The organism is Janthinobacterium sp. GW460-12-1-14-LB5, assembly GCF_059423585.1.
Genome location: NZ_JBWKYD010000003.1, coordinates 270,462 through 295,689 on the forward strand (window position 1 = coordinate 270,462; position 25,228 = coordinate 295,689).

The following is a 25,228-nucleotide window of genomic DNA, read 5'->3' on the forward strand; positions in this document are numbered from 1 at the left end:
GCGTAGTGCTGCTTGTATTTTTATACTTTGAGGATGCGTTCGCCGCGGCCGATGCCGGAACCGCCCGTGCGGACGGTTTCCAGGATGGCGGCGCGGTCGATCGAATCGATGAACGCGTCGAGCTTGACCTTGTTGCCGGTCAGTTCGATCGTGTACGTCTTTTCGGTGACATCGATGATGCGGCCACGGAAGATATCGGCGGTGCGCTTCATTTCCTCGCGCTCCTTGCCCACGGCACGAACCTTGATCAGCATCAACTCACGTTCGATATGCTGGCCTTCGGTCAGGTCCACCACCTTCACCACTTCAATCAGACGGTTCAGGTGCTTGGTGATCTGCTCGATGATGTCGTCCGAACCGCTGGTGACGATGGTCATGCGCGACAGGGTCGAGTCTTCCGTCGGCGCCACCGTCAATGTTTCGATGTTGTAGCCGCGTGCCGAGAACAGGCCCACCACGCGCGACAGGGCGCCCGCTTCGTTTTCCAGCAAGACAGAAATAATATGGCGCATATTAGAGATCCTCCGAACCGAGCATCATTTCGGACAGGCCCTTGCCGGCTTTCACCATTGGCCACACGTTTTCAGACTGGTCGGTAATGAAGTTCATGAATACCAGCCTGTCTTTCATGCCGAACGCCTCTTTCAGGGCGCCGTCGACGTCGCCCGGTTTTTCAATTTTCATGCCCACGTGGCCATACGCTTCGGCCAGCTTCTCGAAGTCGGGCAGCGAATCCATGTACGACTCGGAATAGCGCGAACCGTAATCGATTTCCTGCCACTGGCGCACCATGCCGAGGAAACGGTTGTTGAGCATGATGATCTTCGGCGTCAGGTGATACTGCTTGCACGTGGCGAGTTCCTGGATGCACATCTGGATCGAGCCTTCGCCGGTAATACAAGCAACGGTGGCGTCCGGATTGGCCATCTGCACGCCCATGGCGTACGGCAAGCCGACCCCCATGGTGCCCAGGCCGCCGGAATTGATCCAGCGGCGCGGCTTGTCGAAGCCATAATATTGCGCGGCCCACATCTGGTGCTGGCCCACGTCGGACGTGATGAAGGCATCGCCCTTGGTGATCTGAAACACTTTTTCCACCACCGATTGCGGCTTGATGACCAGGTCGGAGGTTGGATATTTCAGGCATTCGCGGCCGCGCCATTCGGCGATCTGCTTCCACCAGTTGCTCAAGGCATTGACGTTCGGCTTGGCTTCGGCCGCGTCCAGTTGCGCGAGGAACTCGATCAGCACGTCCTTGACGTTGCCGACGATGGGGATATCGACCTTGACGCGCTTGGAAATCGACGATGGATCGATGTCCACGTGGATGATCTTGCGCGGATGCGAGGCGAAATGTTTCGGGTTGCCGATCACGCGGTCATCGAAACGGGCGCCGATGGCGATCAGGACGTCGCAATTCTGCATCGCCATGTTCGCTTCGTAGGTGCCGTGCATGCCGGGCATGCCGACATACTGCTCGCTCGACGCGCGGTAGCCGCCCAGGCCCATCAAGGTGTTGGTGCAAGGGAAACCCAGGCGGTCGACCAGCTTGTTCAGCTCGGGAGCCGCATGCGCCAGGATGACGCCGCCGCCCGTGTAGATCATCGGGCGTTCGGCTTGCAGCAGCAGCTGCACGGCCTTGCGGATCTGGCCCGAATGGCCCTTGTCGACGGGACGGTAGGAACGCATCTCGACTTCCTTCGGGTAGTCGAAATGGCATTTGTGCATACTGATATCCTTGGGGATATCGACCAGCACGGGTCCCGGACGGCCGGTACGGGCGATGAAGAAGGCTTTCTTGATCGTCGCTGCCAGGTCCTTGACGTCCTTGACGAGGAAGTTGTGCTTGACGACGGGGCGCGTGATGCCGACCGTGTCGCATTCCTGGAACGCATCCTGCCCGATGGCGTGGCTCGGCACCTGGCCGGAGATCACCACCATGGGAATCGAGTCCATGTACGCGGTCGACAGGCCCGTGACGGCATTCGTGACGCCCGGACCGGACGTGACGATGGCGACACCGACCTTGTTCGAGCTGCGCGAATAGGCATCGGCGGCGTGGATCGCGGCCTGCTCGTGGCGTACCAGGATATGCTGGAATTTGTTTTGCTGGAAGATGGCGTCGTAGATGTAGAGTACGGCTCCGCCCGGGTATCCAAAGACGTGCTCGACGCCCTCTTCAGCCAGACAGCGCACGACAATTTCTGCGCCGGTAATGGGTCCTGCTGCTGCTTCGGTATTCATGAAACATTCCTTTCAAGGTCCATTGGAGATTGATCGGATGTTCTTTCCTGACGAGGTACGCCTAACGCAACAGTGCTCCTGCTTCCCTTTTCATGCGGTCACGCAATTTCTTTGGGCACCCATAGATACCTTACAAAACAACGCTTAACGCAACTCGTTTGGCCGGAGTTTCTGTGGCGCCTGTACGAACCGCTCGCGCTTGTGGCGCGGGTTAGAACAAACTGCCTACAAATGAAAGCGCGTCTTGCCGCTGCTGGCCTTGTGTGCCGGTCGCGACCTGACCATAGGGCTTTGGGGTGTTCAAAGCGTCCCATACGTTATCGCGTTGCACCATTATGGTCAAGGAAAATGTCGGCCTCGCTGCATTTTTGCCCGCACAACGTGCAAAAACCCTGCGGAAACGCACATTTTTTGCTAGCATGCACGGGGTTGCAAAAAGCATACCCGCCCCCATTTCGCCCACCGCACCCGCAGCCGCTAAGATCCCCGATACCGCATGGCAACAGACAAAGAATTATCCGACTTTCTAGAAAATGTCGAGCGGCGCGCTTTCAAGCAGGCCGCCTACGCGGTCCGCAAGGAAGAATCGGCACTCGACATCGTGCAGGATGCCATGATCAAGCTGGCCGAGAAATACGGCGACAAGCCGGCCGCCGAGCTGCCGATGCTGTTCCAGCGCATCTTGCAGAACACCATCCTTGATTATTTCCGTCGTGAAAAAGTTCGCAACACCTGGGTCAGCCTGTTTTCCGGCATGAAGCCCTCGGGCGACGAGCATGAAGATTTTGATATACTTGACACGTATGAATCGGAACAGGGATCGAGCGCCGCCGAATCCTCGGCCGACCAGGTCGAACGCGCGCAAATCCTTGATTTGATTGATATAGAGGTACAAAAACTGCCGTCACGTCAACGCGAAGCCTTCCTCATGCGTTATTGGCAGGACATGGATGTGGCTGAAACAGCGGAAGCGATGGGTTGCTCCGAAGGTAGCGTGAAAACACATTGCTCCAGAGCTACCCACACGCTCGCCGAATCGCTGAAAGCCAAGGGAATTAAATTATGAACACCGACGATCTCAATTTCGCTTACAAAGTACGCCATGCACTGAACGAAAAACTCGACGACCTGCCCGCATCGGCCACCGATCGCCTGGCAGCGGCACGCAAGCTGGCCCTGTCGCGCAAGAAGGCGGACGCGCCCATCGCCGTGGCCGCGCGTGAAAACGTGTTCGCCGGCGTGGCCAGCCAGTTCTTCGCCGAGCCGCTGTCGTGGCTGGGCCGCATGAGCGTCATCATCCCGCTGCTGCTGCTGGTCGGCGGCCTGGTGGGCATCTATCAGTTTGAGCAGGAACAACATATTGCCGAACTGGCAGAAATCGATGCCGCCGTGCTGTCCGACGAATTGCCGCTGTCCGCGTACATGGACCATGGCTTCAACGCCTACCTGACGAAACGCGAGCAATAAATGGCACGCACGAGCGTACGCAAAGGCTGGCTGGCCGGCGGCATCGGCCTGGGCGCCTGCGCCCTGGCGGGCGCCGCCTGGGTAGGCGCGCAGCAACATGCCGCGCCCGCCGCGCCTCCCGTGGCGGCAGCGCCCGTGGTAGCGCCGGCCCCGGCCGTCAAACCCGGTTCGCCCCGCACGGCCGGCAAGGGCGGCACGCCGCCCAAGGCCAGCGAGAATCCCTCGTGGAACAAGCTGTCGCGCGCGCAGCAGGAAGCCCTGCAGCCGCTCGCGGGCGAATGGAACAAGCTCGAAGCCTTGCGCAAGCAGAAATGGCTCGATATCGCCAACCGCTTTGCCTCCATGTCGCCCGACGAGCAAACCCGCGTGCATGAACGCATGCGCGAATGGGTCAAGCTGACGCCGGAACAGCGCCGCCTGGTGCGCGAAAACTATGCGCGCACGAAGAAGATTGATCCTGGTCAAAAAACCGCGCAATGGGAGCAATACCAGCAATTGCCGGAAGATCAAAAGAAAAAGCTGGCCACAGAACTGGTGCCGATGCCGAAAAAGCCGCTGGAAAAAGTTCCCGCGATCAACTCGAACACGAGCAAGCCGGCCCCCATCCTGCTCCCCACTACGCCGGCAGCGCCTGTCGCCACCGCCCCCGCCACGCCGCCAGCCGCCACGCCAGCGGTGGCCGTGCCGGTCACGGATCCGGCCGCGATCCCCGCCACCGTGCCCGTCACGCCACCCACCACGCCTGCCCCACTGCCGACCAATGCCAAATAGCACGCCTGCCGCCAGCATCACTTCCCATCCCACGATCAAGCGCCGCCTGATTTCCATGGTGTACGAATCGCTGCTGGCCCTGGCCGCGCTGTTCCTGCCTTTCCTGCTGTTCGAACTAGCCGTGCAAGGCGCGCATACGCCGTTGACGGAACACATGCGCCAATGCCTGGCCTTCCTCGTCATGGGCGCATACTTCATCCATCAATGGAGCCGCGAAGGGCAAACCCTGGCCATGAAGACGTGGCGCCTGAAAGTCGTGCTGCCGGGCCATGCCCACGTGCCGCTGCGCGTGGCCGCGTACCGCTACATCCTGTCATGGATGTGGCTGCTGCCTGCCCTGCTGGTGTCGTATGCATTCGGCTTGCAGCACTGGACAGCGCTGGGCGCCATCGGCGCGGGCATCCTGGCCTGGTCGGCCACGGCCCTGTTCACGGGCAATGGGCAATTCCTGCACGACAAGCTGGCGGGCACGCAGATCGTGCAATTGCCGGCACCGGCCAAGAAGTCGAAGAAAGTCGCCGCCTGAGTTTTTATGCGGCTTGACCTGGATCATTGAAGCGCCACGGGGGCTCTGCGATCATGGCATGCCATGAATAATACCGCCCCCCTCCCCCACACACGCTTCGCTCCCTACCGCGAGGAAGTCTGCAGCGAAGACGACGTCAAGCATCTCGTCCACACCTTTTATGCGGCCGCGCGCGACGACGCCATGCTGGGCCCCATCTTTGCCGCCGAGGTCAAGGATTGGGATGCCCACCTGGCAACATTGGTCGATTTCTGGTCAGGCTTGCTGCGCGGCACCATGCGCTACCACGGCAAGCCGCTGGCCCAGCACGCGAACATGGAAAACCTGACGCCCTGCATGTTCCGCCGCTGGCTGACCCTGTTCTTCGCCACGACCGAAAGCATGGGCAATGCCGCCTTGCAAGAGAAGGCCGATACCATCGCCTTGAATATTGCCGAACGGCTTTGGAAAAGCTTTGCGGAAAGCCACGCCATCGTGGCGCCGCAGCTTTAAAACCTTTCGTAACCCTGCAGATAGCGCCACTGGCCTGACGGCATGGCGCCCATCGAAATGCGGCCGATGCGCAGGCGTTTCATGGCGACCACGTCCAGCCCCACCATCTTGCACATATGGGCGATCTGGCCCGGCTGCACGTTTTTCAGGGCGAAACGCAAACGCGTTTCATTTTGCCAGCTGACCTTGATCGGCGGCAAAGGCTTGCCATTGAACGGCAAACCGTGATTGAGCAGCGCCAGGCCGTTTTCCATGATGTCGCCCGACACTTCCACGATGAATTCCTGCTCCACCGTTTTCGCTTCATCGACCAGCTTGCGGGCCACGCGGAAATCCTGCGTAAATACCAGCAGGCCGGAAGCCATGGTTTCCAGCGGATTGGTGATCGTCAGGCCGATCAAATGGCGCTTGAGGAAGCGCGTGACGGAGCTGGGCGCTACATTTTCCGGCGTGAAAATCTCTTCAGGACGCAAGCAACTGAGGGCCGGCTTGCCTTCCGCGCCGACGCCGCCGTTGATGCCGGCCGGCTTGTGCAGCAAAATCGTCACGGGCGGCATTTCATCGAGGGTGGCGTTCGGCAACAGCACCACTTCCTGATTATCCGCCACGCGCGCGCCCGATTCCTCCACCAGCACGCCATCGACCGTCACCCAGCCACCTTCGATATACAGCTCGGCCTCGCGGCGCGAGCAGGGCACGTCTTCGGACAGGCGCTTGGCCAGGCGGACGGTGGGCATTTCAATAGGTGTGGTCATGGGGGAGGCGCAAAAAGCAAGAGGAGGAGAAAGCCGGTATTGTAACCGACCCGCTCCTCCCCTCGTGTGCGACAGCGCAGGCTTACGCAGTAGCCTTGGCTAGCTCTTCGGCAAAGAAGCGGTGGCCCATCTCTTCCAGGCCCAGCGTCTGCAGCACTTCCTGCAGGCGCTCCGTCGGGCGCTGGCGCGGCAGGTTTTTATAACTGGCGATGATCAGCTCATTCTTCATCGAATGTTCCCAGCCCACCAGTTCCGTCACGCTGACCTGGTAGCCATGGGCTTCCAGCTGCAAACAGCGCAGCACGTTGGTGATCTGGCTGCCGAACTCGCGCGTGTGCAGCGGGTGGCGCCACAGTTCCGTCAAGACATTCTTGCCCAGGCTCTTGCCCTTGTTCTTCTTCAATACGGAAGCGACTTCCGCCTGGCAACATGGCACCAGCACCATGAACTTCGCCTTTTTCTTCAGGGCGAAGTGGATGGCGTCATCGGTGGCCGTGTTGCACGCGTGCAAGGCCGTGACGATGTCGATCTGCTGCGGCAGCAAATTCGATTCCGTCGATTCGGCCACGGACAGCGGCAAAAACGACATGCCGGGGAACTTGAATTTCTTCGCCAGCTCTTGCGAGCGCTGCACCAGCTCTTCGCGCGTCTCGATGCCGTAGATGTGCGAACCGTCGTTGCCGTTCTTGAAGAACAGGTCGTACAGGATGAAACCCAGATACGACTTGCCGGCGCCGTGGTCGACCAAGGACACGCCGGGGTGGTCGAGCTGCACTTCGCGCAGCAGAGGCTCGATGAACTGCGTCAGGTGGTACACCTGCTTGAGCTTGCGGCGGCTGTCCTGGTTCATCTTGCCGTCGCGCGTCAGGATGTGCAATTCCTGCAGCAAGGCGACCGACTGGCCATCCTTGATCTCGGGCATGTTGCTGGCGGCCGTGATGACGTCTTTCGGCGCAACGGCGCTGTCGGCCCCCTTGGCGGCGGCTGCCGCGCCCTTAGCGCGCTTCATCGATCCACGCCATCTGTATCGCTTCGAGCACTTTTTCGCCGCCGCGCGTGTGGTCATCGTCGAAACCGTCCAGTTCCACTACCCAGTTGTGCAGGTCGGTGAAACGCACGGTCAGCGGGTCGATGTCCGGATGCGCATCGTACAGCGCCTCGGCAATCGCGTGTATGTCGGACCATTTCATGTTAGTGACTGCCTTCGCTGACCTGGTTGATCGTGTATTTCGGGATTTCGACGACGAGGTCGGCCTCGGCCACGATGGACTGGCACGACAGGCGCGACACGGCTTCCAGGCCCCAGGCCTTGTCCAGCATGTCTTCTTCCAGTTCCGTCGCTTCGTTCAGGGATTCGATGCCTTCGCGTACCAGCACGTGGCAAGTGGTGCAGGCGCACGATTTTTCGCAGGCGTGCTCAATGTCGATGTCGTTTTCCAGCAGGATGTCGCAGATGGACTTGCCGGCCGGTGCTTCGATGACGGCGCCGTCCGGGCAAAGCTTGGCGTGCGGCAGGATAACGATTTGTGGCATGGTTTCTTCTTTCAGTCTGTCATTCGGGGCGCGGCCGCGGCGAGTGCCTGCGGCGCGCATGTCAATTATCTTTAAACCACTTGGTCCAGGGATTTTCCGGTCAGCGCCGTGCGCACGCTGCGGTCCATGCGGCGCGAGGCGAAATCCTCGGTGCCGTCGGCCAGCGCCTCGATCGCCAGCTTCAATGCCTGGTGGTCGATGGCGCCGCTTTGCGATTGCGCAATAGCGTCGCGCACCTTCTGCATCAAGCCATCCACGGCGGCGCGCTCGGCGTCGTCCAGCAGGGCGCCGTCTTCGTCCAGCGCCGACTGCGTGGCCAGCAGGATGCGTTCCGCTTCCACCTGCTCTTCGCGCAGCGCGCGCGCCACCATGTCGGTGTCGGCCGAGGTGTACGAATCCTGCAGCATGCGGGCGATGTCGTCGTCGCCCAGACCGTAGGCCGGCTTGACGCTGATCGACGCTTCCACGCCCGAGCGCAGTTCGCGCGCCGAGACGGACAGCAAGCCGTCCGCATCGACCTGGTACGTGATGCGGATGCGCGCGGCGCCCGCCACCATCGGCGGGATGCCGCGCAATTCAAAGCGCGCCAGCGAGCGGCAATCGCTGACCAGTTCGCGCTCGCCCTGCAGCACGTGCACGGCCAGGGCCGTCTGGCCATCCTTGAATGTCGTGAATTCCTGTGCGCGCGCGCACGGAATCGTCGAGTTGCGCGGAATGATCTTTTCCACCAGGCCGCCCATGGTTTCGATGCCGAGCGACAGCGGAATGACATCCAGCAACAGCCAGTCGTCGCCGGCGGCGCGGTTGCCAGCGAGCAAGTTCGCCTGGATGGCCGCGCCCAGCGCCACCACCTTGTCCGGGTCGATGTTCGCGTGCGGCGTCGTGTGGAAGAATTCGCTCACGGCGCGCTGCACGTGCGGCATGCGCGTGGCGCCGCCCACCATCACCACGCCGTCGACGTCGTCCGCATCCACGTTTGCGTCGCGCAAGGCTTTCTTGATGGCGTTCATGGTCTTGCCCACCAGGTGCTGCGTCATGGCGGCAAAATCCGCGGCCGTGATGCGCAGGTGGATTTCTTCGCCCGAGTTCAGCTTGGCGTCGATCGTCGTTTCCGGCTTGGTCGACAGCAATTCCTTGATTTCGCGCGCCTTCACCATCAGGATGGCCGTGTCTTCATCGGACAGCGGCGCCAGCTTGGCCTGCTCGCTGATCCAGCAGAACAGGCGGCGGTCGAAATCGTCGCCGCCCAGGGCCGAATCGCCGCCCGTGGACAGTACTTCGAACACGCCCTTGCTCAGCTTCAGGATCGAGATGTCGAAAGTGCCGCCGCCGAGGTCATACACGGCGTACACGCCTTCGGAGGCGTTATCGAGGCCGTAGGCGATGGCGGCGGCCGTCGGCTCGCTCAACAGGCGCAAGACATTGATGCCGGCCAATTGTGCCGCATCTTTCGTCGCCTGGCGCTGGGCATCGTCGAAATACGCTGGTACAGTAATCACGGCGCCCACCAGGTCGTCGCCCAGCGAGTCTTCCGCGCGCTGGCGCAAGGTGGCGAGGATTTGCGCCGACACCTCAACCGGGCTTTTCACGCCGGCCACGGTTTTCAGCTGCACCATGCCAGGCGTATCCTGGAAGTCGTAGGGCAGGTTTTCCGCGTAGGCGATGTCGGCCAGGCCGCGGCCCATGAAGCGCTTGACGGAGACGATGGTGTTCTTCGGGTCGGTGGTCTGTGCGGCCAGGGCCTTGTAGCCGATGTTCGCGTGGCCGTTCGGCAGGTAGCGCACGACGGACGGCAGCAAGGAGTGCCCTTCTTCGTCGTTGAGCACCTCGGGAATGCTGTTGCGCACGGTCGCGACCAGGGAATTGGTGGTGCCAAGGTCGATGCCGACGGCCAGGCGGTGCTGGTGCGGCGCGGTCGACATGCCTGGTTCGGAAATTTGCAGAAGTGCCATTGTATTCGTGCCTCGATTAATTTATTGCGTGATGCAGCTGATGCCTGATGCGCATTATAAGATGCGCGCCAGACTGGCGCTTGGCACGCCGGTCAAGCTATCCGGCGATCAAACCTCGATCGCCTCATAGGCAAAACGGACTTCCTCGCCGAATTTGTCGAGGAACATCAGGGCGCGCACGCTTTGCGCGGCATTCACATAGTCGCCGCCATCGAGCTGGGCGGCCACCTGGGCCAGCAGGGCCTTGCGTTCGCCGCGCAACTGGCGGTCCAGGGCGTCGAGCGCGTCGGCATCCTTGCCCGCGCGCGCGTCGCCCAGCTCTTCGCGCCACTCCATCTGCTGCATCAGGAAGCTGACGGGCATGGCCGTGTTCGACTCCGTCTGCAGGTCGACGCCATTGAGCTCGCACAGGTATTGCGCGCGCTTTTGCGGGCTTTTCAGGGTTTGATAGGCTTCATTGGCGCGCGTGGCCCATTGCATGGCCACGCGCTTTTCGGCGCTGCTGGCATTGATGAAGCGGTCCGGGTGGACCTTGCCCTGCACGTCGCGGTAAGCCGCGTCGAGCGCGCTCATGTCGAGCCCGAACTGCGCCGGCAACTGGAATAATTCGAAGTGGTTTTGCATAATTGTCAGTGGTCGCTGTACCGCAATCGATGGGTACAGCGCACCGACCGGGGTCTTGCCAGCTGTTTAAATCCTGAAGGACTCGCCGCAGCCGCAGGCGTCTTTTTCGTTCGGATTGTGGAACTTGAAGCCTTCGTTCAAGCCTTCGCGCGCGAAATCGAGTTCCGTGCCGTCGATGTAGGGCAGGCTTTTCGGATCGACGAAGACTTTCACGCCGTGCGACTCGAAGACGCTGTCTTCGTCCGCCGCTTCATCGACGTATTCGAGCTTGTAGGCCAGGCCCGAGCAGCCCGTGGTGCGCACGCCGAAGCGCAGTCCCACGCCCTTGCCGCGCCGTTCGATATAACGGTTGATGTGCTTCGCCGCTTTTTCGGTCAGTGTGATCATGTATTTCTCCGCAACTGCCCCGGCCTTGCGGCTGGGGCGGGCTGCCAACGTTTAAGCTGCTACTGGATGGCGGGTCTGGTAATCCAGCACTGCCGCCTTGATGGCGTCTTCCGCCAGGATGGAGCAGTGGATCTTCACTGGCGGCAGGGCCAGTTCTTCGGCGATCTGCGTGTTCTTGATGGCCAGCGCCTGGTCCAGGGTCTTGCCTTTGACCCATTCCGTTACCAGCGAGCTCGACGCGATGGCCGAACCGCAGCCGTAGGTCTTGAATTTCGCGTCTTCGATCAGGCCATCGGCGCCGACCTTGATCTGCAGTTTCATCACGTCGCCGCAGGCAGGCGCGCCTACCATGCCGGTGCCGATGGTTTCATCACCCTTGTCGAAAGCGCCCACGTTGCGCGGGTTTTCGTAGTGATCGAGTACTTTGTCCGAGTAAGCCATTTTGATGCTCCTTAAATATTCTTGCCGGCCCCGTTCACGAGGCCAGGGTGTTGGTTAGTGGGCTGCCCATTGGATCGAATTGATATCGATGCCTTCCTTGAACATGTCCCACAGCGGCGACAGTTCGCGCAATTTGTGTACTTTCGATTTCAGCAGGTTCACGGCGAAGTCGATGTCTTCCTCGGTCGAGAAGCGGCCGATGGTGAAGCGGATCGAGCTGTGCGCCAGTTCGTCGCTGCGGCCCAGGGCGCGCAGCACGTACGATGGCTCCAGGCTGGCCGAGGTGCAGGCCGAACCGGACGACACGGCGATATCCTTGATCGCCATAATCAGCGACTCGCCTTCGACGTAGTTGAAGCTGACGTTCAGGTTGTGCGGCACGCGGTGGTCCATGTCGCCGTTGATATAGACTTCTTCGATCTCTTGCAAGCCCTTGGCCAGACGGTCGCGCAAGGCCTTGATGCGGCCGATTTCGCTGTCCATTTCCTCCTTGGCGATGCGGAAGCTTTCGCCCATGCCGACGATCTGGTGGGTCGGCAGGGTGCCCGAGCGCAGGCCGCGCTCATGGCCGCCGCCGTGCATCTGCGCTTCCAGGCGCACGCGCGGCTTGCGGCACACGTACAGGGCACCCACGCCTTTCGGGCCGTAGGTTTTATGTGCCGTGAAGGTCATCAGGTCGACCTTGGTCTTTTGCAGGTCGATGACGACCTTGCCCGTCGCTTGCGCGGCGTCGCAATGGAAGATGATGCCTTTCGAGCGGCAGAATACGCCGATCTCGTCGATCGGCTGGATCACGCCGATTTCGTTGTTCACCAGCATCACCGACACGAGGATGGTATCCGGGCGCACGGCCGCGGCCAGCTGCTCGACGGTGATCAGGCCGTTGTCTTGCGGTTCCAGGTACGTCGCTTCGAAGCCGATGCGTTCCAGTTCGCGCACCGTGTCGAGCACCGATTTATGCTCGGTCTTGACGGTGATGATGTGCTTGCCCTTGGTCTTGTAGAACTGCGCCGCGCCCTTGATGGCCAGGTTGTTGCTTTCCGTCGCGCCGGACGTCCAGATGATTTCGCGTGGATCGGCGTTCACCAGGGCCGCCACGTGGCCGCGCGCCTCTTCCACGGCTTTTTCCGCCGTCCAGCCATACATGTGGCTGCGCGATGCCGGATTGCCGAACTGCTCGCGCAGGTAGGGAATCATCTTGTCGGCGACGCGTGGATCGATCGGCGTGGTGGCCGAGTAATCCATGTAGATCGGGAAATGCGGCGCGGTTTCAAAGTGCACCTGGCCTACGTTTTTTTCTGGGGCGTTCATCAATAACTCCTGCAATCAGCAACTTGGTATTTTGTTATGTTCAACCGAGGGCGGCGTGGTTACGGTGCATCACCATCACGCTTTGCTCGGCAATCTTTTGTCTCTGCTGGTCGACCAGGTCCTGCAAGGACACAGAATCCAGATAATCGACCATTTTTTCGTTGAGCGTGGACCACAATTCATGCGTCATGCAGCGCGCCCCCGTGGCCGCGTCGGCGCCGTGGCAATGTTCCTTGCCGCCGCACTGCGTGGCATCGAGCGGTTCGTCGACGGCGATGATGATGTCGGCCACCGTCACCTTGTCGGCACGGCGCGCCAGACTGTAGCCGCCGCCCGGACCGCGGATCGATTCGACGATCTCATGCCGGCGCAGCTTGCCGAACAGCTGCTCCAGGTAGGACAGGGAAATCGACTGGCGCTGGCTGATGCCGGACAAAGTGACCGGTCCCTTGCCCTGGCGCAGGGCAAGATCGATCATCGCTGTCACGGCAAAACGGCCTTTTGTAGTCAGACGCATACATCCTCTGGTCAACTGGTTTAAAATATTGCGGTTTTTCAACTCCTCAAACCCCGAGTAGTTGAATGATTTAGTCAAGTATAACAAATTCGGCGGGGTTTGTCAGAGCGCCCCTCGATGACCACAGGGCTGGCAGGGGCATGGCCGGCCGCGCCAGGCGCGGCGGCATCAGGAAAACAACAGTACTGCTCAGGCACGCAGGGCGGCACGTACTTTCATCAGTTCAAAACCCAGCAGGTTCAAGCCGTCCCAGCGGGAGGGATCGCCGATGCGCGGATTGTCCGACGCCAGGCCCACGCCCCAGATGCGGTCGACGGGACTGGCTTCGACGATGACGCGCTCGCCCGTGCCCAGCAAAAACTTGCGCAGCGCGGCTTTTTGCGAGAACTTGGCAAAGTTGCCATCGAAGACGATGCCGGCGCGCGCCGCTTCCCACACCCTGGCGTCAAAATTGGCCACTTCGCGCCCCAGCTTCTTGACTTCCGACGGCCGTTCGGCCGCCACGATGCGCGCCTGGACCAACGTGTCGCCGAACAGCGCCGCCTTCTGCGCCATCATGTAATGCTCGGCCGTCGCATACGTCACGCCAGCCAGGCTGAACGGCGACGGAAACCACTGGCTGAAGCAGCTTTTATCGGGCACCTGCGGCTGCGCCGGCGTGTGGCCCCAGAAATACAGATAGTCGGGCACGCCGCCCGCCGCGATCCACGCCTTCAATTCTTCCACGTTACTGATTTGCATATTCCCCGCACTTCCGCCAGACAGGCGATGATTCAAGCACGCAACAGTTGCATCGGGCCAAACAAGGCCTGCATGTCGCTGTTGCCGATAAAGGACAGATTATACGGATGTTCCGCCGTCACCTGCGGCAAGGCGGCCGCCACCGGCAGGCGTTTGATGAGCTCGGCAATCTTGCCCCACAGCACCAGTTGCGGCAAGGCCGCCCCGCCCTGCAGCGCCAGCGCTTCCAGCACCACCTGCAGGAAGGGCAGCCAGCCGCGCGCATCCTGCACGGGCGGCACGTGGGAACGGAACACCAGCGCCGCGTTGAGCAGCAGGAAACCCTGCTCCGTCATCTTGCGCTGCAAGTCGGGCAGGGTCTGGATCACGCCGCTGCCCGGCAGCTGCGCGGCGGCCGCCACGGGCGCCATGGCCGCGCCGGACGTGTCGCCGCCCTGCAGCCGGCCATCGGCCACCAGCAGCATCTTCATGAAGTTGCGCAGGGAGGTGGCGCGGTTGACGGGCTTCGACAGGCCCGTCGCCGACCACAGACTGCCGACGGCGCCATCCATGAAGCACACGCCCGTGGCGCTGTCAGCGCGCGGATACGGCCCCTCGCCCACCAGCACGTAGCGCACCTGCGCCAGCGGCAGGGCAAAGGCGGCAAACAGGCGGCCCTGCGTGGGCAGGTATTCGTCGGCGGCCAGCGCCGGCAGGTAGGCGGGATCGGCCGCCATCACGGCGTGCAAGCCGCGCAGCAGGATGGGCCGCCAGGAAGCATGCGCCAGGGACAGGGCATCGGTGATACTGGCAGGAACGGTTGTTACGGTCATGGCGCGTCAGTAAAATATTTGGGCAAACGCAAATTGTAGCCTACCGGCAAGCACGCGTTGACTGCGCAAAATCAATTCCGCATAAAAAAAGCCCCGGCCTGCATGCTGGCCGGGGCGGCTTGCGTTTGATGCGGCTCAAACTTACTCGGCGTCAGGCTGCCGCGACGGATGGGCGGCGGCAAACGCCGGCAAGGCGGCGCAATGCGCATGGATGCGCGCCACGCGCGGGTACGGCGCCAGGTCGATGGCAAAGCGCTGCGCATTGAACACTTGCGGCACCAGGCAGCAGTCGGCCATCGTCGGGCTGTCGCCATGGCAGAACAGGCCAGCTCTGGTCGGGTCGCCCTGCGCCAGCAGCGCTTCCACGGCCGCCAGTCCCTCGGCCATCCAGTGGCGGTACCACTCCTGCTTGGCCTCGTCCGATAGTCCCAGGGTGTTTTTCAGGTATTTCAGCACGCGCAGGTTCGTCAGCGGATGGGCGTCGCAGGCGATCGCCAGCGCCAGCGCGCGCACCCTGGCGCGTCCCAGCGGGTCCGGCGGCAGCAGCGGCACCGCTGGCCGCGTTTCATCCAGGTATTCGAGCATGGCCAGCGACTGCGTCAGGATGGCGCCGTCGTCATCGAGCGCCGGCACCAGGGCCGACGGGTTGACGGCGCGGTAGGCCGGCAGCAGCTGCTGGCCGCCGTCCTGCAGCAGGTGCACGGGGATGCTGTCGTAGGCGATGCCCTTCAAATTGAGGGCGATACGCACGCGGTAGGCGGCCGAACTGCGGAAATAGGTGTACAGCTTCATGGCGCGCCCTCCCCTCAGGCGCGGCCGGCGTACAGGGCCACGGTTTGCTCGATGCTGCCGAAGATGCTGGCGCCGGCCGCGTCGCGCATCTCGATGCGCACCGTGTCGCCGAACTTCAGGTACGCCGTCTTCGGCGCGCCGTGTTCGATGGTTTCATACATGCGCACTTCGGCCAGGCAGCAGTAACCCACGCCGCCGTTTTCGATGCTGGAGCCGAACAGGTTGCCCTGCTTGTTCGACACGGTGCCCGAGCCGACGATGCTGCCGGCGCCCAGTTCGCGCGTCTTCGCCGCATGGGCGACCAGCTGGGCAAAGTTGAAGGTCATGTCTTCGCCCGCATTCGGCTTGCCGAACGGCTTGTCGTTCAGGTCCACCAGCAGCGGCAGGTGCAATTTGCTGTCCGCCCAGTCGGTGCCCAGTTCGTCGGGCGTGACGGCGACGGGCGAAAACGCGCTGGCCGCCTTCGACTGGAAAAAGCCGAAGCCCTTGGCCAGTTCGCCCGGGATCAGGTTGCGCAGCGAGACATCGTTGACGAGCATGACCAGGCGGATCGCTTGCGCCGCATCGGCCGCGCCGGCGCCCATGGCCACGTCGCCCGTAATCACCGCCACTTCCGCTTCCAGGTCGATGCCCCATTCTTCCGACAGGGCGAAGATGGGGTCGCGCGGGCCGATAAAGCTGTCGGAGCCGCCCTGGTACATCAGCGGATCCGTGTAGAACGAGGCCGGCACTTCCGCGTTGCGCGCCTTGCGCACCAGTTCCACGTGGTTGATGTAGGCGGAACCGTCGGCCCACTGGTAGGCGCGCGGCAGCGGCGAGTGGCATTGATTGGCGTCAAACGGCTGCGCGTCCGGCGCCTGGCCCGCGTTCAGGGCCGCGTAGGCGGTTTCGAGCTTGGGCGCCACGGCGTCCCAGTTGTCGAGCGCCGCCTGCAGGGTGGGCGCGATGGCGGCCACGCGCTGGTACTGGCGCAGGTCGCGGCTGACGAGGATCAGGGCGCCGTCGCGGCTGCCGTTTTTCAGGGTTGCGAGTTTCATGGAGTGTGTTCCTTGTTTGGCGTAGTGTTCAGATGGATGCCGTGGGCGGCGCTCAGGCTTCGGCCGGCGCGTGCATCCAGGCGGCGTGTTTCGGCGCGCGGCGCGTCTGCGACCATTCTTCCAGCATTTCCCATTTGACGGCGTCCAGTTTGGCCATCATTTCGGGCGTGCCCACGTTGGCCGCCAGTTCCAGGCGGTGGCCGTTGGGGTCGAAGAAATAAATCGACTGGAAGATGGCGTGATTCACGGGGCCCAGCACCTCGATGCCGCCGGCCACCAGGCGCTCCTTGGCGGCCAGCAGTTCTTCCATGCTGCCCACTTCCAGCGCCAGGTGCTGCACCCAGGCCGGGGTATTGCGGTCGCGGTCCATCGGCGGCTGCGTCGGCAGCTCGAAGAAGGCCAGCACATTGCCCTGGCCCGCGTCGAGGAAGACGTGCATGTACGGGTCCGGCGCCTTGGTCGACGGCACCAGGTCTTCCGCGATGGCGAGGACGAAATTCATGTTCAAATGCTTGACGTACCACTCGACGGTTTTCTTCGCGTCGATGCAGCGGTAGGCGACGTGGTGGATTTGCTTGATTTTCATAATGTCTGTCTCCGATGGATGGCGGGTTTTTCAGCTTTTCACCATTAGAATCCAGTTACAGCTATCATACAAACAATTTTTAACCATCGATTTATCGGATTATCTTATGAGTCCCAGCCTGCGACAGATGCGCGCCTTCGTGGCGCTGGCCAAGACCGGCAGTTTTACCCTGGCCGCCGAATACCTGCACGTGACGCAGTCCGCCTTGAGCGGCTTGATCAAGGAACTCGAAAGCGTGCTGGGCGTGCGCGTGGTCGAGCGCAGCACGCGCAAGACGCAACTGTCGGAAATCGGCCGCGAACTGTATCCGCTGTTTGAAAAGATGATCGAGGACCTCGACGGCGCCATGGCCGGCATCGCCCAGCGCAAGGCCCTGAAGACGGGGATGGTGCGCATCGCCGCGCCGCAGATGATGGCGTGCACGCTGCTGCCGGAAGTGATCGCCGCCTACCGCCAGGCGCACCCGGACGTGCAGCTGCGCCTGGTCGACTGCCCCGTGGAAAACGTGTCGGCGCGCGTCTTCAGCGGCGAAGTCGATTTCGGCATCGGCCCCGAGCGCGACCCGACGGCGGAAATCGGCGCGCAAGTGCTGTTCGAGATGCCTTTCGTGCTGCTCTTCCCCGAGCAGCACCCGCTGCAGCAAAAGGAAAGGGTCACCTGGGCCGACGTGGGCGACTATCCGTTCATCTCGCTGCAGGGCCAGTTCACGGAGCGTTTGCTGCGCGACATGCACGGCGCGTTCCGCGAGTTGTCGCTCAATCCCTACAATGAGGTGACGTTCATGACGACGGCGCTGGCCATGGTCAGCGCCAACCTGGGCATCACGGTTTGCCTGCCGTACGCGGAACCGATGGTCAAACTCTACAAATTGCACATGCGCGCCCTGCACGAGCCGGAACTGACGCGGCGCTTTTTCGTCTACACGAAGACGGGCCGTTCGCTGTCGCCGGCGGCCGAAAGCTTCATGGCCTTCCTGTTCCGCTTCGTCGAGACGCACGAGTGGAACGTGGGAGCGGGCGGCCCGGCTGGCACCGCTTTATAATCCATCATCGCCCCCCCTCACCGCTTACGCCATGACCCAGCCTGACCAGCACGCCCTGTCGCCCACCGACGCCGCCACCATCGCCGCCAACCGGCGCATGAACAAATTCGACGGCCATGCACAGGTCTGGCTGTTCGGCTACGGCTCGCTGATCTACAAGGCCGATTTTCCCTATATCGAACGGCGCCCCGCCAGCATCGCCGGCTGGACGCGGCGCTTCTGGCAAGGCTCGCACGACCACCGCGGCACGCCGATGGCGCCGGGCCGGGTCGCCACCATCGTGCCGCAGGCGGGAGCCGTGTGCGACGGCATGGCGTACCTGATCACGCCCGAAGTCTTCGCCCACCTCGACCACCGCGAAAAGAACGGCTACCTGCGCCTGGCCACCGACATCACCTTCGACGATGGCAGCAAGGTCGAAGGCCTGGTGTACATCGCCAACGAGGAAAACGCCGCCTTCCTCGGCGCCGCGTCCGAACTCGATATCGCGCGCCAGATCGCCCGCTCAAACGGCCCCAGCGGCCCGAACAGCGAATATCTGCTGCACCTGGCCAGCGCCCTGCGCGAACTGGGCAAGAGCGATCCTCACGTCTTTGCCATTGAGCAACATCTGGCGGAGATGCAAGCACAATGCCCACGATAGCGCCGCAGCGTACCACTGCGGCATCAGCGCAGAGGACGGCTTCATTTAAAACAAATCCAGCTGCCCCGCATTGCCATTTTTCACTTTTGCACCCAGCGGCGGCACCACCAGCGGCCGGTGGAATTGCGTGCAATCGAGCTGCTTGAAGCGGCCGCCCTTGCCGTGCAGCCCCAGCCGGTGCACGGCCTTTTCAAAGCGCTGGCGGATGAGGTCGGCCCACACGCCCTCGCCCCGCATGCGCGTGCCGAACGCGCTGTCGTAATCCTTGCCGCCGCGCATTTCCCGTACCCGGTTCATCACGCGCTGGGCCCGTTCCGGGAAATGCGCTTCCAGCCATTGCTGGAACAAGGGGCTCACTTCCCACGGCAGGCGCAGCACCACGTAATGGGCGTGGATGGCGCCCGCGTCGCGCACGGCTTCGAGCAGCTGCTCGATTTCCGGCTCCGTGACAAAGGGGATGATGGGCGCGATGCTCACGCCCACGGGAATGCCCGCCTCCGTCAGGGTGCGGATGGTGCGCAGGCGCCGCGCCGGGGCGGCCGCGCGCGGCTCCAGCGTGCGCGCGATAGCCGGGTCGAGCGTGGTGACAGTGACGGCCACGGCGGCCAGGCGTTTGGCCGCCATGGGCGCCAGAAGATCGATGTCGCGCTCGATCAGCGACGATTTCGTGATCAGCGCCACCGGATGGTCGCATTCGTGCAGCACTTCCAGCACGCGCCGCGTCAGCTGCCGTTCCCGTTCGCACGGCTGATACGCATCGGTATTGACGCCCAGGGCGATCGGTTCGGGCACATACGACGGCCTGGCCAGTTCGCGCCGCAACAGTTCCGGGGCGTTCACCTTGGCGTAGATGCGGCTTTCGAAGTCCAGGCCCGGCGACAAGCCCAGATAACTGTGCGTGGGACGGGCAAAGCAATAAATACAGCCGTGTTCGCAGCCCCGGTACGGGTTCAGCGACACATTGAAGGGCAAATCGGGCGAAGCGTTGCGTGTGAGGATGGTGCGCGCCTGCTCGTCGCTGACCTGCGTCTTCCAGGCCGGCGCCGCCTCCCCGGCCGCCTCCTCCAGGCCGTCCACGCCCCAGCCGTCATCGAAGCCGGCGCGCGCATGCGCCTCGTAGCGCCCTTGCAGGTTCGAGACGGCACCGCGCCCCTTGCGGGCTTTCAGCGATTGCGGCGGCAACATGGCTTGCCCGGCGAAGCTGTCATCGTGCTCTGGAATGATTGCTTTCATGAACGGCCCCATCAACTGTATATACGTACAGTATACTATGCCGCTGCGCGGGCAAGATCAAGGGCTACCGTGTGACCGTTTCAAGCTTTTTCAGCGTGCGGCATGACATAACTCAACTGCTGCGCGACAAAGCCGTCGAATGCCGCGATCATGGGAACGAAGCGGGGCGTGTCCTGCTCCAACTGCATCAGGGCATAACACGTCGCTTCCAGGGTCGATAACTGGTCTGGCGCGTGCGCCTTGCGGATCAGGTAATGGGAAGCAGGCGTATCGCGCAGCGGCAGGCGCGGCAGCTGTTGCAGCTGCGGATTCAGATACAGCATCTTGCGGCTCTTGCGCCAGGTGGCGTCCAGCACCACCAGCCGCAACTGGGCCGAAAATCGGGCCAGATCGCGCAAGATGGCGGGGTCGAGCGCTGGCGGCGGCGCGATGCCCAGCGAACGGTCGCCGGGCGTATCCGGGTACAGCAGCACATTATGCTTGCCGGCCAGCAATTCGGCGAGGTCTTGCGGGGCAAACTGCTCGCCCGTCAGCAGGCGGCTGTTGGGCAGGCTCAGATGCAGCAAGCGGGCGCTGCCCTTGGCGTTGTGGACTTCCAGCGGATGCTGGAGGATCAGCACTTCCACGGCGTGGGCAACGGGGGCGATCCAGCGGCAGATGCAGCTGGCTGCGGCACGCAGACAGACCGGGCAGCGTGCCCGTTTGGCGGGTTCAGCCACGGAGGACGATGCAGCGCCAGCGTGAGAGGCGGGGTCGGAGGCAAGGCTGGAGGTACAGCGGGTGGTCATGGCGGAGCGCGTTCGCGGGATTCTTCAAGCCGCGATTGTAGCGCCCGTGCCATGCCAAGGGAAAGCTGCGCTTAAAACACCTGCGCTTAAAACCGATTAAAACTCTTCCCAGTCGTCGGCGCCGGATGCCACCGGCGTCTTCGGCGTGCGTGCACGCACAGCTTCCGCTGGCGCCGCCTTGCCCGGCGCAGGGGCGGCCACGGCGGGTGCCGGCGTCCGCGGCGTGGCGTGCCGCATGGCAGGCCGCATCGCAGCTTTGGTGGGCGCAGACGCCGTCACGGACGGAGCAGCACTGGCCGATGCATATTGCTGTGTGGCATCGAGCTTGAACACGCCCACCACGTCGGCCAGCCTGGCTGCCTGTTCCTGCATGGATTCGGCCGCCGCGGCCGCTTCTTCCACCAGGGCCGCGTTTTGCTGCGTCACCTGGTCCATCTGGCCGATGGCCCGGTTGACTTGTTCGATGCCGGTGCGCTGCTCATCGCTGGCGTCGGTGATCTGGTTCATGATCTGCGTCACATGACTGATGCTTTGCACGATTTCGTCCATGGTGCGGCCCGCCTTGTCCACCAGTTGTGAACCGGCCTCGACCTTTTGCACGGAATCGTCGATCAAGCCCTTGATTTCCTTGGCCGCCGCGCTCGACCGCTGCGCCAGGTTGCGCACCTCGGAAGCGACGACGGCAAAACCACGGCCCTGTTCGCCGGCCCGGGCCGCTTCCACGGCCGCGTTCAAGGCCAGGATATTCGTCTGGAAGGCGATGGCGTCGATGACGCTGATGATGTCGACGATCTTGCGCGAGGAATCATTGATCGAGCCCATGGTGCTGACCACTTCCGACACCACCACGCCGCCCTTGCTGGCGATCTGCGAGGCGTCGATGGCCAGCTGGTTGGCGCTGCGCGCATTGTCGGCATTGAGCTTGACGGTGGAAGTCAGTTCTTCCATGGAAGACGCCGTCTCTTCCAGCGAGCTGGCCTGCTCTTCCGTGCGCGACGACAAGTCCAGGTTGCCGGCAGCAATTTCACTCGACGCCGTGCTGATCGATTCCGTGCCGGTGCGCACCTGGCCGACGATACTGACCAGTTTATCGTTCATGTTTTTCAGCGCATGCATCAGCTGCCCCGTTTCATCGCGGCTGTCCACCACGATATGACTGGTCAGGTCGCCAGCGGAAACGGCTTCCGCCACCTCGACGGCGCGCGTGATGGGACGCGTGATCGAGCGCGTGATCCAGTACGCGCAGGCGATGCCCAGCAAGATGGCAACCACGCCCAGCGAGATCAGCAGCGAACGGCCGTTTTCATAGCGCGAACGGATTTGCGCGGCCGCTTCATCGAGCAATCTTGCTTCCAGCACTTCCAGTTTTTTGAGCGACGCCAGATAGATGTCGCGCTTGACGGCCATGTCGCCTTCGTACAGGCGCTTGCCCAGTTCCAGGTCGCCCGCATTCTTGGCCTTGAACACATTCTTGCGCACTTCCGTATAGGCTTTGCGCGTGCTCAGCACTTCCTGGTACAGCGATTGCTCTTCGGTGTTCAGCTCGCTCTTGCCGATCGCGTTCTGGATTTCCGTGGCGCGTGCCGACGAGACGGCCATTTCCTGTTCAAACTGCTTCTGGTGTTCGGGATCGCCCACCTTCCAGGCGGCCGCCGTGCGCGCCGCGTTGACCTCGATGACTTTGGTCCATTCGCCGATCAGGCGCTCGTTGCGCACCTTGACGTTGACGAGCGCATCGGTTTCCTTGCTGGCGCTTTGCATCTGCACGATGCCCACCACGGTGAGACTGGTCAACAGGAGCAGGACGGCGGCAAAAGCGCCACCGAGACGTACGCCGATTCTGAGGTTTTTCATTGCGTGATTCCTATCTGAAGAAAACAATGCACAGACGCCACGAAACCGACTTACTGCTACGTACCAATATAGCAGGCATCTGCCGTGCGGCAATCACGAGCGGTGGCGCAACGGTACCCGCCACCGGAATGGCAGCACGCCGCAGCGCACCACTTTGGAGCAGATTGTGAGTGAATCAGAGTGGTATTGCAAGAAATAACATGCAGAAAAGCAACAACCAGAAGATGCCATGCCGCCACGAACGGGCGGCAGTCAAGCAGAGTCAGTTTTGCTTCACATAGATCAATTTTGACGTATCGAAACCCAGGCCACGGGCTTTTTCGATCAGCCGCTGCTGCAATGCGGGATCCATGCTGGGCGTGCGCGACAGCAACCACAAGTACGACTTGTCGGGGCCGCTGATCATGGAATAGCTGTAATCTTGCTGATCCAAATCAAACACGATATAGGAACCATAGAAGGGACCGAAAAACGACACTTTCAGATAGCCCACGTCTTTCTTGTCCACAAAATACGCCTTGCCTTCCGCTTCCTTCCACTTCGCGTCCGCATCCTGGTAGCCCCGGTTGAGCACTTTCAGGCCGCCATCCTGGCGCAGGCTGTAGTCGGCCGTCACATGGCTCAGGCCCCGTTCGAACGAATGGTCCAGGCGCGCGATCTCATACCATTTGCCCAGATAGCGGGTCGTGTCGAAGTTGCTGACGGGGACGATGTTATCGGGACGGCCCACGCAGCCGGCCAGCACGAGCACACACAGGAACAGCAGTTTTTTCATGGTCTTCTCCGTTGGTGGAATCAGGGCCGCAACGTCAGGGCAGCAATGCGCGGTCGACGATGCGGCGGATCGCGCCATTATTCTGCATGCGCACGATGGCGGCATTGAATTGTTCGATAAAGTCTTCGCGATAGGGGTAAGCGACGGGCCGGCGCGCCGTAAAACCCAGGTGGCCCTGCTGGCTGGCCAGTTGCGCCGTTTCCTGGATCGCCTGCATCGGTGTGCCCGGCGGCCCCTCGCGCCGGATGCGCTGCAATTCCCACTGCGCCGACAGGCGGTCGCTGACATAGCAATCGATGCGCCCGCGCATCAGCTTGAGCAGATTCGTGCGCGTGCCCTTGGCCGGGTCGAGCACGATTTTTTCGGCGCGCAGGGCCGCCATCAGCCCCGCATCGCCCGGCAAAAAACCCGCGTTCACGCCGATGTGCAGGCCGCCGTAATCGGCGGGCCACTGGCGCAGCGCACGCCTGGCCAGCACGTCCTGGCTGCACAGCACCACCAGCTGCTCCATCAGCAGCGGCACGGAATAGCGCACGTACGGCCGCTCGCTGCGCCACGAATACGGCGGATACAGGGCGAAGGCCTCGCCCGTCTGCAGCATCAGCAGCCCCCGTTTCCAGGGTACGGGGCGCAGCTGCACCGCATACTGCGGCATCGCTTGCGCCGCTTCGCGCACGATCTCCGTGTAGATGCCTTTCAGCTGGCCATTCTCGACGTAGGAGTACGGCGGATAATCGTCGTCGCCATAGATCACCAGCGGCGTTGCCCCTTCGGCCCGCGCGCTGGCGGCGATAAACAGGCATAGCGCGGCAGGCAACATGAGCATTCTGGACATGCCCGAAGAGTAGCACGGAAGGGACAAACGCCATCATCCGTTTGCGCTGTTCGTGCCCAGCATCTCGTCGAGCTGCGCCAGGGTGCTTGAATCCTTCACGACGGCGCGCAGCCACAGGTGCAGCGGCAGTTCGCCCCAGCTGGCGGCCTTGTCGGCCAGGTAGGCGACGGGGCTGTGCGGCTCCGTGCGGCGGAAGAAATCGGCCACCTGGCGCAGCTGGGCCAGCGCCTGCTGGCGCTGCACGATGGCGCCGCCAGCGCCCCCGTCGGCGCCCTGGCCGGCGGCGGCCGGCGCGCCGATAAAGTCCGCGCCGGGCGACAGCGGCGCGATGAAATGAATGGCGTTTTCCAGCGCTTCGCGCGCGGCGCGGAAACTCGGCCCATCGGCGCCGAAATGCGCGTCGACGCTGCGTTCGAACGCCAGCAGCGACTGCATGCAGTACTGCGCATCGGCCAGCAAGGCGTCGGAAAAGGCGCGCGTATTCCTTTGCCGCGCCGCCTCCATCTGCGCCAGGGTCGCCCCTTCGTCGTAGCGCGTATCGCCCCAGCCCTGCTCCGCCGCGCCCTGCGCCAGGCTGGCCGCCGCGCGCTGGCGCGCCGCATCGAAATCCTGCAGCGCAAACGGGCCATCGGCACCTTCCGTCAGCGGGATTTCGCGCAGCAGCTGCGGCGTGCGCGAGAGCAGCCAGAAGACATTGCCGATGCGCTGTTCCTGGTCGCCCTCTTCCGCCAGCGGGTACAGGCCCTCCCAGTAACGTTCGCACAGGCCGGCCAGCAGCGCGTAGCCGTCGCCCAGGCCGCGGAAATGGCGCGTCTTCGCGTGCGCCTCGGCCAGCCACACGGCCACGCGCAAATCCTTGCTGTGCGTGGCGATCAGCTGTTCGCAGCGCGTCGCCACGAAGGGCCAGTCGGCTTCCTTCAGCGCCGTCACCCATTCGCCCTGGTCCAGGCTCGGGTCGTCGTGCTGGCGCGCGCGCGCGATGGCGTCGAGCTCCTGGCTGAAGGTGATGTCTTCGCCGCATGGACTGACGGCGCTGACGGGATGCAGCAACTGCTCCAGGTTGAACATGG

The 25,228-nt window shown here is 62.6% G+C and carries 30 protein-coding genes; 7 read left to right on the forward strand and 23 right to left on the reverse strand.

The window, feature by feature from the left end:
- Positions 1 to 20 precede the first annotated feature (20 nt).
- Positions 21 to 512: an acetolactate synthase small subunit gene (gene ilvN, locus AC07X6_RS04405; protein WP_010399754.1), complete on the reverse strand. Its 492-nt coding sequence runs from the start codon at positions 510 to 512 to the stop codon at positions 21 to 23.
- A 1-nt stretch (position 513) separates the two neighbouring features.
- The gene (locus AC07X6_RS04410) at positions 514 to 2,244 is read right to left on the reverse strand and encodes an acetolactate synthase 3 catalytic subunit (protein ID WP_051991041.1); all 1,731 of its coding nucleotides are present in this window, start codon (positions 2,242 to 2,244) and stop codon (positions 514 to 516) included.
- A gap of 496 nt (positions 2,245 to 2,740) precedes the next feature.
- Between AC07X6_RS04410 and AC07X6_RS04415 the strand changes: the two genes are divergently transcribed.
- From AC07X6_RS04415 to AC07X6_RS04435, 5 genes are all read left to right on the forward strand, one after another.
- Positions 2,741 to 3,310: an RNA polymerase sigma factor gene (locus AC07X6_RS04415; RefSeq protein ID WP_230540362.1), complete on the forward strand. Its 570-nt coding sequence runs from the start codon at positions 2,741 to 2,743 to the stop codon at positions 3,308 to 3,310.
- Positions 3,307 to 3,711, forward strand: a complete 405-nt coding sequence (locus AC07X6_RS04420; RefSeq protein ID WP_230540361.1) for a DUF3619 family protein — start codon at positions 3,307 to 3,309, stop codon at positions 3,709 to 3,711. The genes AC07X6_RS04415 and AC07X6_RS04420 overlap by 4 nt, the downstream gene beginning before the upstream one ends.
- On the forward strand, positions 3,712 to 4,482 hold the full coding sequence (locus AC07X6_RS04425; protein ID WP_230540360.1) for a DUF3106 domain-containing protein: 771 nt from the start codon (positions 3,712 to 3,714) through the stop codon (positions 4,480 to 4,482).
- Entirely contained in the window at positions 4,472 to 5,008 is a 537-nt protein-coding gene (locus AC07X6_RS04430) for an RDD family protein (protein ID WP_494790211.1), read from the forward strand. Before AC07X6_RS04425 ends, AC07X6_RS04430 begins: the two co-directional genes overlap by 11 nt.
- Positions 5,009 to 5,071: 63 nt before the next feature.
- Positions 5,072 to 5,500: a group III truncated hemoglobin gene (locus AC07X6_RS04435; protein WP_230540358.1), complete on the forward strand. Its 429-nt coding sequence runs from the start codon at positions 5,072 to 5,074 to the stop codon at positions 5,498 to 5,500.
- On the opposite strand, the gene AC07X6_RS04440 is transcribed toward AC07X6_RS04435, so the two are convergent.
- The 15 genes from AC07X6_RS04440 to AC07X6_RS04510 form a co-directional block, all read right to left on the reverse strand.
- Positions 5,497 to 6,255: an rRNA pseudouridine synthase gene (locus AC07X6_RS04440; RefSeq protein WP_474292092.1), complete on the reverse strand. Its 759-nt coding sequence runs from the start codon at positions 6,253 to 6,255 to the stop codon at positions 5,497 to 5,499. The genes AC07X6_RS04435 and AC07X6_RS04440 overlap by 4 nt on opposite strands.
- Before the next feature lie 82 nt (positions 6,256 to 6,337).
- Entirely contained in the window at positions 6,338 to 7,264 is a 927-nt protein-coding gene (locus AC07X6_RS04445; protein WP_230540356.1) for a class I SAM-dependent methyltransferase, read from the reverse strand.
- Entirely contained in the window at positions 7,251 to 7,445 is a 195-nt protein-coding gene (gene iscX / locus AC07X6_RS04450; RefSeq protein WP_071076333.1) for a Fe-S cluster assembly protein IscX, read from the reverse strand. Before iscX ends, AC07X6_RS04445 begins: the two co-directional genes overlap by 14 nt.
- 1 nt (position 7,446) lies before the next feature.
- A complete protein-coding gene (gene fdx, locus AC07X6_RS04455) occupies positions 7,447 to 7,788 on the reverse strand; it encodes an ISC system 2Fe-2S type ferredoxin (RefSeq protein WP_034750070.1) in 342 nt (113 codons plus the stop codon).
- A gap of 71 nt (positions 7,789 to 7,859) precedes the next feature.
- Entirely contained in the window at positions 7,860 to 9,740 is a 1,881-nt protein-coding gene (gene hscA / locus AC07X6_RS04460) for a Fe-S protein assembly chaperone HscA (protein ID WP_494790212.1), read from the reverse strand.
- A 108-nt stretch (positions 9,741 to 9,848) separates the two neighbouring features.
- Positions 9,849 to 10,364: a Fe-S protein assembly co-chaperone HscB gene (gene hscB, locus AC07X6_RS04465; protein ID WP_494790213.1), complete on the reverse strand. Its 516-nt coding sequence runs from the start codon at positions 10,362 to 10,364 to the stop codon at positions 9,849 to 9,851.
- Between the two features lie 66 nt (positions 10,365 to 10,430).
- Positions 10,431 to 10,751 carry an iron-sulfur cluster assembly protein IscA gene (gene iscA, locus AC07X6_RS04470; protein ID WP_230540353.1) on the reverse strand — a complete coding sequence of 107 codons (321 nt, stop codon included), beginning with the start codon at positions 10,749 to 10,751 and terminating at the stop codon, positions 10,431 to 10,433.
- 51 nt (positions 10,752 to 10,802) lie between these two features.
- Complete coding sequence (gene iscU, locus AC07X6_RS04475) at positions 10,803 to 11,192, reverse strand: Fe-S cluster assembly scaffold IscU (protein WP_076567031.1); 390 nt, start codon at positions 11,190 to 11,192, stop codon at positions 10,803 to 10,805.
- Between the two features lie 54 nt (positions 11,193 to 11,246).
- A complete protein-coding gene (locus tag AC07X6_RS04480) occupies positions 11,247 to 12,503 on the reverse strand; it encodes an IscS subfamily cysteine desulfurase (RefSeq protein ID WP_070288779.1) in 1,257 nt (418 codons plus the stop codon).
- A 40-nt stretch (positions 12,504 to 12,543) separates the two neighbouring features.
- Complete coding sequence (iscR, locus tag AC07X6_RS04485) at positions 12,544 to 13,020, reverse strand: Fe-S cluster assembly transcriptional regulator IscR (protein ID WP_034779566.1); 477 nt, start codon at positions 13,018 to 13,020, stop codon at positions 12,544 to 12,546.
- 189 nt (positions 13,021 to 13,209) lie between these two features.
- Positions 13,210 to 13,761 carry a riboflavin biosynthesis intermediates N-glycosidase gene (gene ybiA / locus AC07X6_RS04490; protein WP_494790214.1) on the reverse strand — a complete coding sequence of 184 codons (552 nt, stop codon included), beginning with the start codon at positions 13,759 to 13,761 and terminating at the stop codon, positions 13,210 to 13,212.
- Between the two features lie 32 nt (positions 13,762 to 13,793).
- A complete protein-coding gene (locus AC07X6_RS04495) occupies positions 13,794 to 14,573 on the reverse strand; it encodes a uracil-DNA glycosylase family protein (protein ID WP_494790215.1) in 780 nt (259 codons plus the stop codon).
- A gap of 141 nt (positions 14,574 to 14,714) precedes the next feature.
- Positions 14,715 to 15,365, reverse strand: a complete 651-nt coding sequence (gene maiA, locus AC07X6_RS04500; protein ID WP_494790216.1) for a maleylacetoacetate isomerase — start codon at positions 15,363 to 15,365, stop codon at positions 14,715 to 14,717.
- Positions 15,366 to 15,379: 14 nt separating this feature from the next.
- On the reverse strand, positions 15,380 to 16,402 hold the full coding sequence (locus AC07X6_RS04505) for a fumarylacetoacetate hydrolase family protein (RefSeq protein WP_494790217.1): 1,023 nt from the start codon (positions 16,400 to 16,402) through the stop codon (positions 15,380 to 15,382).
- 52 nt (positions 16,403 to 16,454) lie between these two features.
- Complete coding sequence (locus AC07X6_RS04510) at positions 16,455 to 16,988, reverse strand: VOC family protein (RefSeq protein ID WP_152249937.1); 534 nt, start codon at positions 16,986 to 16,988, stop codon at positions 16,455 to 16,457.
- 106 nt (positions 16,989 to 17,094) lie between these two features.
- On the opposite strand from AC07X6_RS04510, the gene AC07X6_RS04515 reads away from it, so the two are divergent.
- Together AC07X6_RS04515 and AC07X6_RS04520 are read left to right on the forward strand one after the other, a co-directional pair.
- Entirely contained in the window at positions 17,095 to 18,030 is a 936-nt protein-coding gene (locus tag AC07X6_RS04515) for a LysR family transcriptional regulator (RefSeq protein ID WP_494790218.1), read from the forward strand.
- 31 nt (positions 18,031 to 18,061) lie between these two features.
- Complete coding sequence (locus AC07X6_RS04520) at positions 18,062 to 18,673, forward strand: gamma-glutamylcyclotransferase (RefSeq protein ID WP_494790219.1); 612 nt, start codon at positions 18,062 to 18,064, stop codon at positions 18,671 to 18,673.
- A gap of 45 nt (positions 18,674 to 18,718) precedes the next feature.
- Here AC07X6_RS04520 and AC07X6_RS04525 read toward each other — a convergent pair whose 3' ends face one another.
- The 6 genes from AC07X6_RS04525 to tssA all read right to left on the reverse strand — a co-directional run bounded on the left by AC07X6_RS04525 (position 18,719) and on the right by tssA (position 25,226).
- Positions 18,719 to 19,906, reverse strand: a complete 1,188-nt coding sequence (locus AC07X6_RS04525) for a PA0069 family radical SAM protein (RefSeq protein WP_494790220.1) — start codon at positions 19,904 to 19,906, stop codon at positions 18,719 to 18,721.
- Positions 19,907 to 19,986: 80 nt separating this feature from the next.
- A complete protein-coding gene (locus AC07X6_RS04530) occupies positions 19,987 to 20,625 on the reverse strand; it encodes a tRNA-uridine aminocarboxypropyltransferase (RefSeq protein ID WP_494790221.1) in 639 nt (212 codons plus the stop codon).
- A 165-nt stretch (positions 20,626 to 20,790) separates the two neighbouring features.
- Complete coding sequence (locus tag AC07X6_RS04535; protein WP_230540340.1) at positions 20,791 to 22,548, reverse strand: methyl-accepting chemotaxis protein; 1,758 nt, start codon at positions 22,546 to 22,548, stop codon at positions 20,791 to 20,793.
- Positions 22,549 to 22,810: 262 nt separating this feature from the next.
- Positions 22,811 to 23,323, reverse strand: a complete 513-nt coding sequence (locus AC07X6_RS04540) for a lipocalin family protein (protein ID WP_230540339.1) — start codon at positions 23,321 to 23,323, stop codon at positions 22,811 to 22,813.
- A 34-nt stretch (positions 23,324 to 23,357) separates the two neighbouring features.
- Entirely contained in the window at positions 23,358 to 24,149 is a 792-nt protein-coding gene (locus AC07X6_RS04545) for a substrate-binding periplasmic protein (protein ID WP_494790222.1), read from the reverse strand.
- Between the two features lie 42 nt (positions 24,150 to 24,191).
- The gene (gene tssA / locus AC07X6_RS04550) at positions 24,192 to 25,226 is read right to left on the reverse strand and encodes a type VI secretion system protein TssA (RefSeq protein ID WP_494790223.1); all 1,035 of its coding nucleotides are present in this window, start codon (positions 25,224 to 25,226) and stop codon (positions 24,192 to 24,194) included.
- Between the last annotated feature and the right edge of the window lie 2 nt (positions 25,227 to 25,228).

What these genes read in the sequence shown, in the direction of transcription:
- ilvN (WP_010399754.1), bottom strand. Translation starts at nt 512, where the DNA reads ATGCGCCATATTATTTCTGTCTTGCTGGAAAACGAAGCGGGCGCCCTG.
- AC07X6_RS04410 (WP_051991041.1), bottom strand. Translation starts at nt 2,244, where the DNA reads ATGAATACCGAAGCAGCAGCAGGACCCATTACCGGCGCAGAAATTGTC.
- AC07X6_RS04415 (WP_230540362.1), top strand. Translation starts at nt 2,741, where the DNA reads ATGGCAACAGACAAAGAATTATCCGACTTTCTAGAAAATGTCGAGCGG.
- AC07X6_RS04420 (WP_230540361.1), top strand. Translation starts at nt 3,307, where the DNA reads ATGAACACCGACGATCTCAATTTCGCTTACAAAGTACGCCATGCACTG.
- AC07X6_RS04425 (WP_230540360.1), top strand. Translation starts at nt 3,712, where the DNA reads ATGGCACGCACGAGCGTACGCAAAGGCTGGCTGGCCGGCGGCATCGGC.
- AC07X6_RS04430 (WP_494790211.1), top strand. Translation starts at nt 4,472, where the DNA reads ATGCCAAATAGCACGCCTGCCGCCAGCATCACTTCCCATCCCACGATC.
- AC07X6_RS04435 (WP_230540358.1), top strand. Translation starts at nt 5,072, where the DNA reads ATGAATAATACCGCCCCCCTCCCCCACACACGCTTCGCTCCCTACCGC.
- AC07X6_RS04440 (WP_474292092.1), bottom strand. Translation starts at nt 6,255, where the DNA reads ATGACCACACCTATTGAAATGCCCACCGTCCGCCTGGCCAAGCGCCTG.
- AC07X6_RS04445 (WP_230540356.1), bottom strand. Translation starts at nt 7,264, where the DNA reads ATGAAGCGCGCTAAGGGCGCGGCAGCCGCCGCCAAGGGGGCCGACAGC.
- iscX (WP_071076333.1), bottom strand. Translation starts at nt 7,445, where the DNA reads ATGAAATGGTCCGACATACACGCGATTGCCGAGGCGCTGTACGATGCG.
- fdx (WP_034750070.1), bottom strand. Translation starts at nt 7,788, where the DNA reads ATGCCACAAATCGTTATCCTGCCGCACGCCAAGCTTTGCCCGGACGGC.
- hscA (WP_494790212.1), bottom strand. Translation starts at nt 9,740, where the DNA reads ATGGCACTTCTGCAAATTTCCGAACCAGGCATGTCGACCGCGCCGCAC.
- hscB (WP_494790213.1), bottom strand. Translation starts at nt 10,364, where the DNA reads ATGCAAAACCACTTCGAATTATTCCAGTTGCCGGCGCAGTTCGGGCTC.
- iscA (WP_230540353.1), bottom strand. Translation starts at nt 10,751, where the DNA reads ATGATCACACTGACCGAAAAAGCGGCGAAGCACATCAACCGTTATATC.
- iscU (WP_076567031.1), bottom strand. Translation starts at nt 11,192, where the DNA reads ATGGCTTACTCGGACAAAGTACTCGATCACTACGAAAACCCGCGCAAC.
- AC07X6_RS04480 (WP_070288779.1), bottom strand. Translation starts at nt 12,503, where the DNA reads ATGAACGCCCCAGAAAAAAACGTAGGCCAGGTGCACTTTGAAACCGCG.
- iscR (WP_034779566.1), bottom strand. Translation starts at nt 13,020, where the DNA reads ATGCGTCTGACTACAAAAGGCCGTTTTGCCGTGACAGCGATGATCGAT.
- ybiA (WP_494790214.1), bottom strand. Translation starts at nt 13,761, where the DNA reads ATGCAAATCAGTAACGTGGAAGAATTGAAGGCGTGGATCGCGGCGGGC.
- AC07X6_RS04495 (WP_494790215.1), bottom strand. Translation starts at nt 14,573, where the DNA reads ATGACCGTAACAACCGTTCCTGCCAGTATCACCGATGCCCTGTCCCTG.
- maiA (WP_494790216.1), bottom strand. Translation starts at nt 15,365, where the DNA reads ATGAAGCTGTACACCTATTTCCGCAGTTCGGCCGCCTACCGCGTGCGT.
- AC07X6_RS04505 (WP_494790217.1), bottom strand. Translation starts at nt 16,402, where the DNA reads ATGAAACTCGCAACCCTGAAAAACGGCAGCCGCGACGGCGCCCTGATC.
- AC07X6_RS04510 (WP_152249937.1), bottom strand. Translation starts at nt 16,988, where the DNA reads ATGAAAATCAAGCAAATCCACCACGTCGCCTACCGCTGCATCGACGCG.
- AC07X6_RS04515 (WP_494790218.1), top strand. Translation starts at nt 17,095, where the DNA reads ATGAGTCCCAGCCTGCGACAGATGCGCGCCTTCGTGGCGCTGGCCAAG.
- AC07X6_RS04520 (WP_494790219.1), top strand. Translation starts at nt 18,062, where the DNA reads ATGACCCAGCCTGACCAGCACGCCCTGTCGCCCACCGACGCCGCCACC.
- AC07X6_RS04525 (WP_494790220.1), bottom strand. Translation starts at nt 19,906, where the DNA reads ATGAAAGCAATCATTCCAGAGCACGATGACAGCTTCGCCGGGCAAGCC.
- AC07X6_RS04535 (WP_230540340.1), bottom strand. Translation starts at nt 22,548, where the DNA reads ATGAAAAACCTCAGAATCGGCGTACGTCTCGGTGGCGCTTTTGCCGCC.
- AC07X6_RS04540 (WP_230540339.1), bottom strand. Translation starts at nt 23,323, where the DNA reads ATGAAAAAACTGCTGTTCCTGTGTGTGCTCGTGCTGGCCGGCTGCGTG.
- AC07X6_RS04545 (WP_494790222.1), bottom strand. Translation starts at nt 24,149, where the DNA reads ATGCTCATGTTGCCTGCCGCGCTATGCCTGTTTATCGCCGCCAGCGCG.
- tssA (WP_494790223.1), bottom strand. Translation starts at nt 25,226, where the DNA reads ATGTTCAACCTGGAGCAGTTGCTGCATCCCGTCAGCGCCGTCAGTCCA.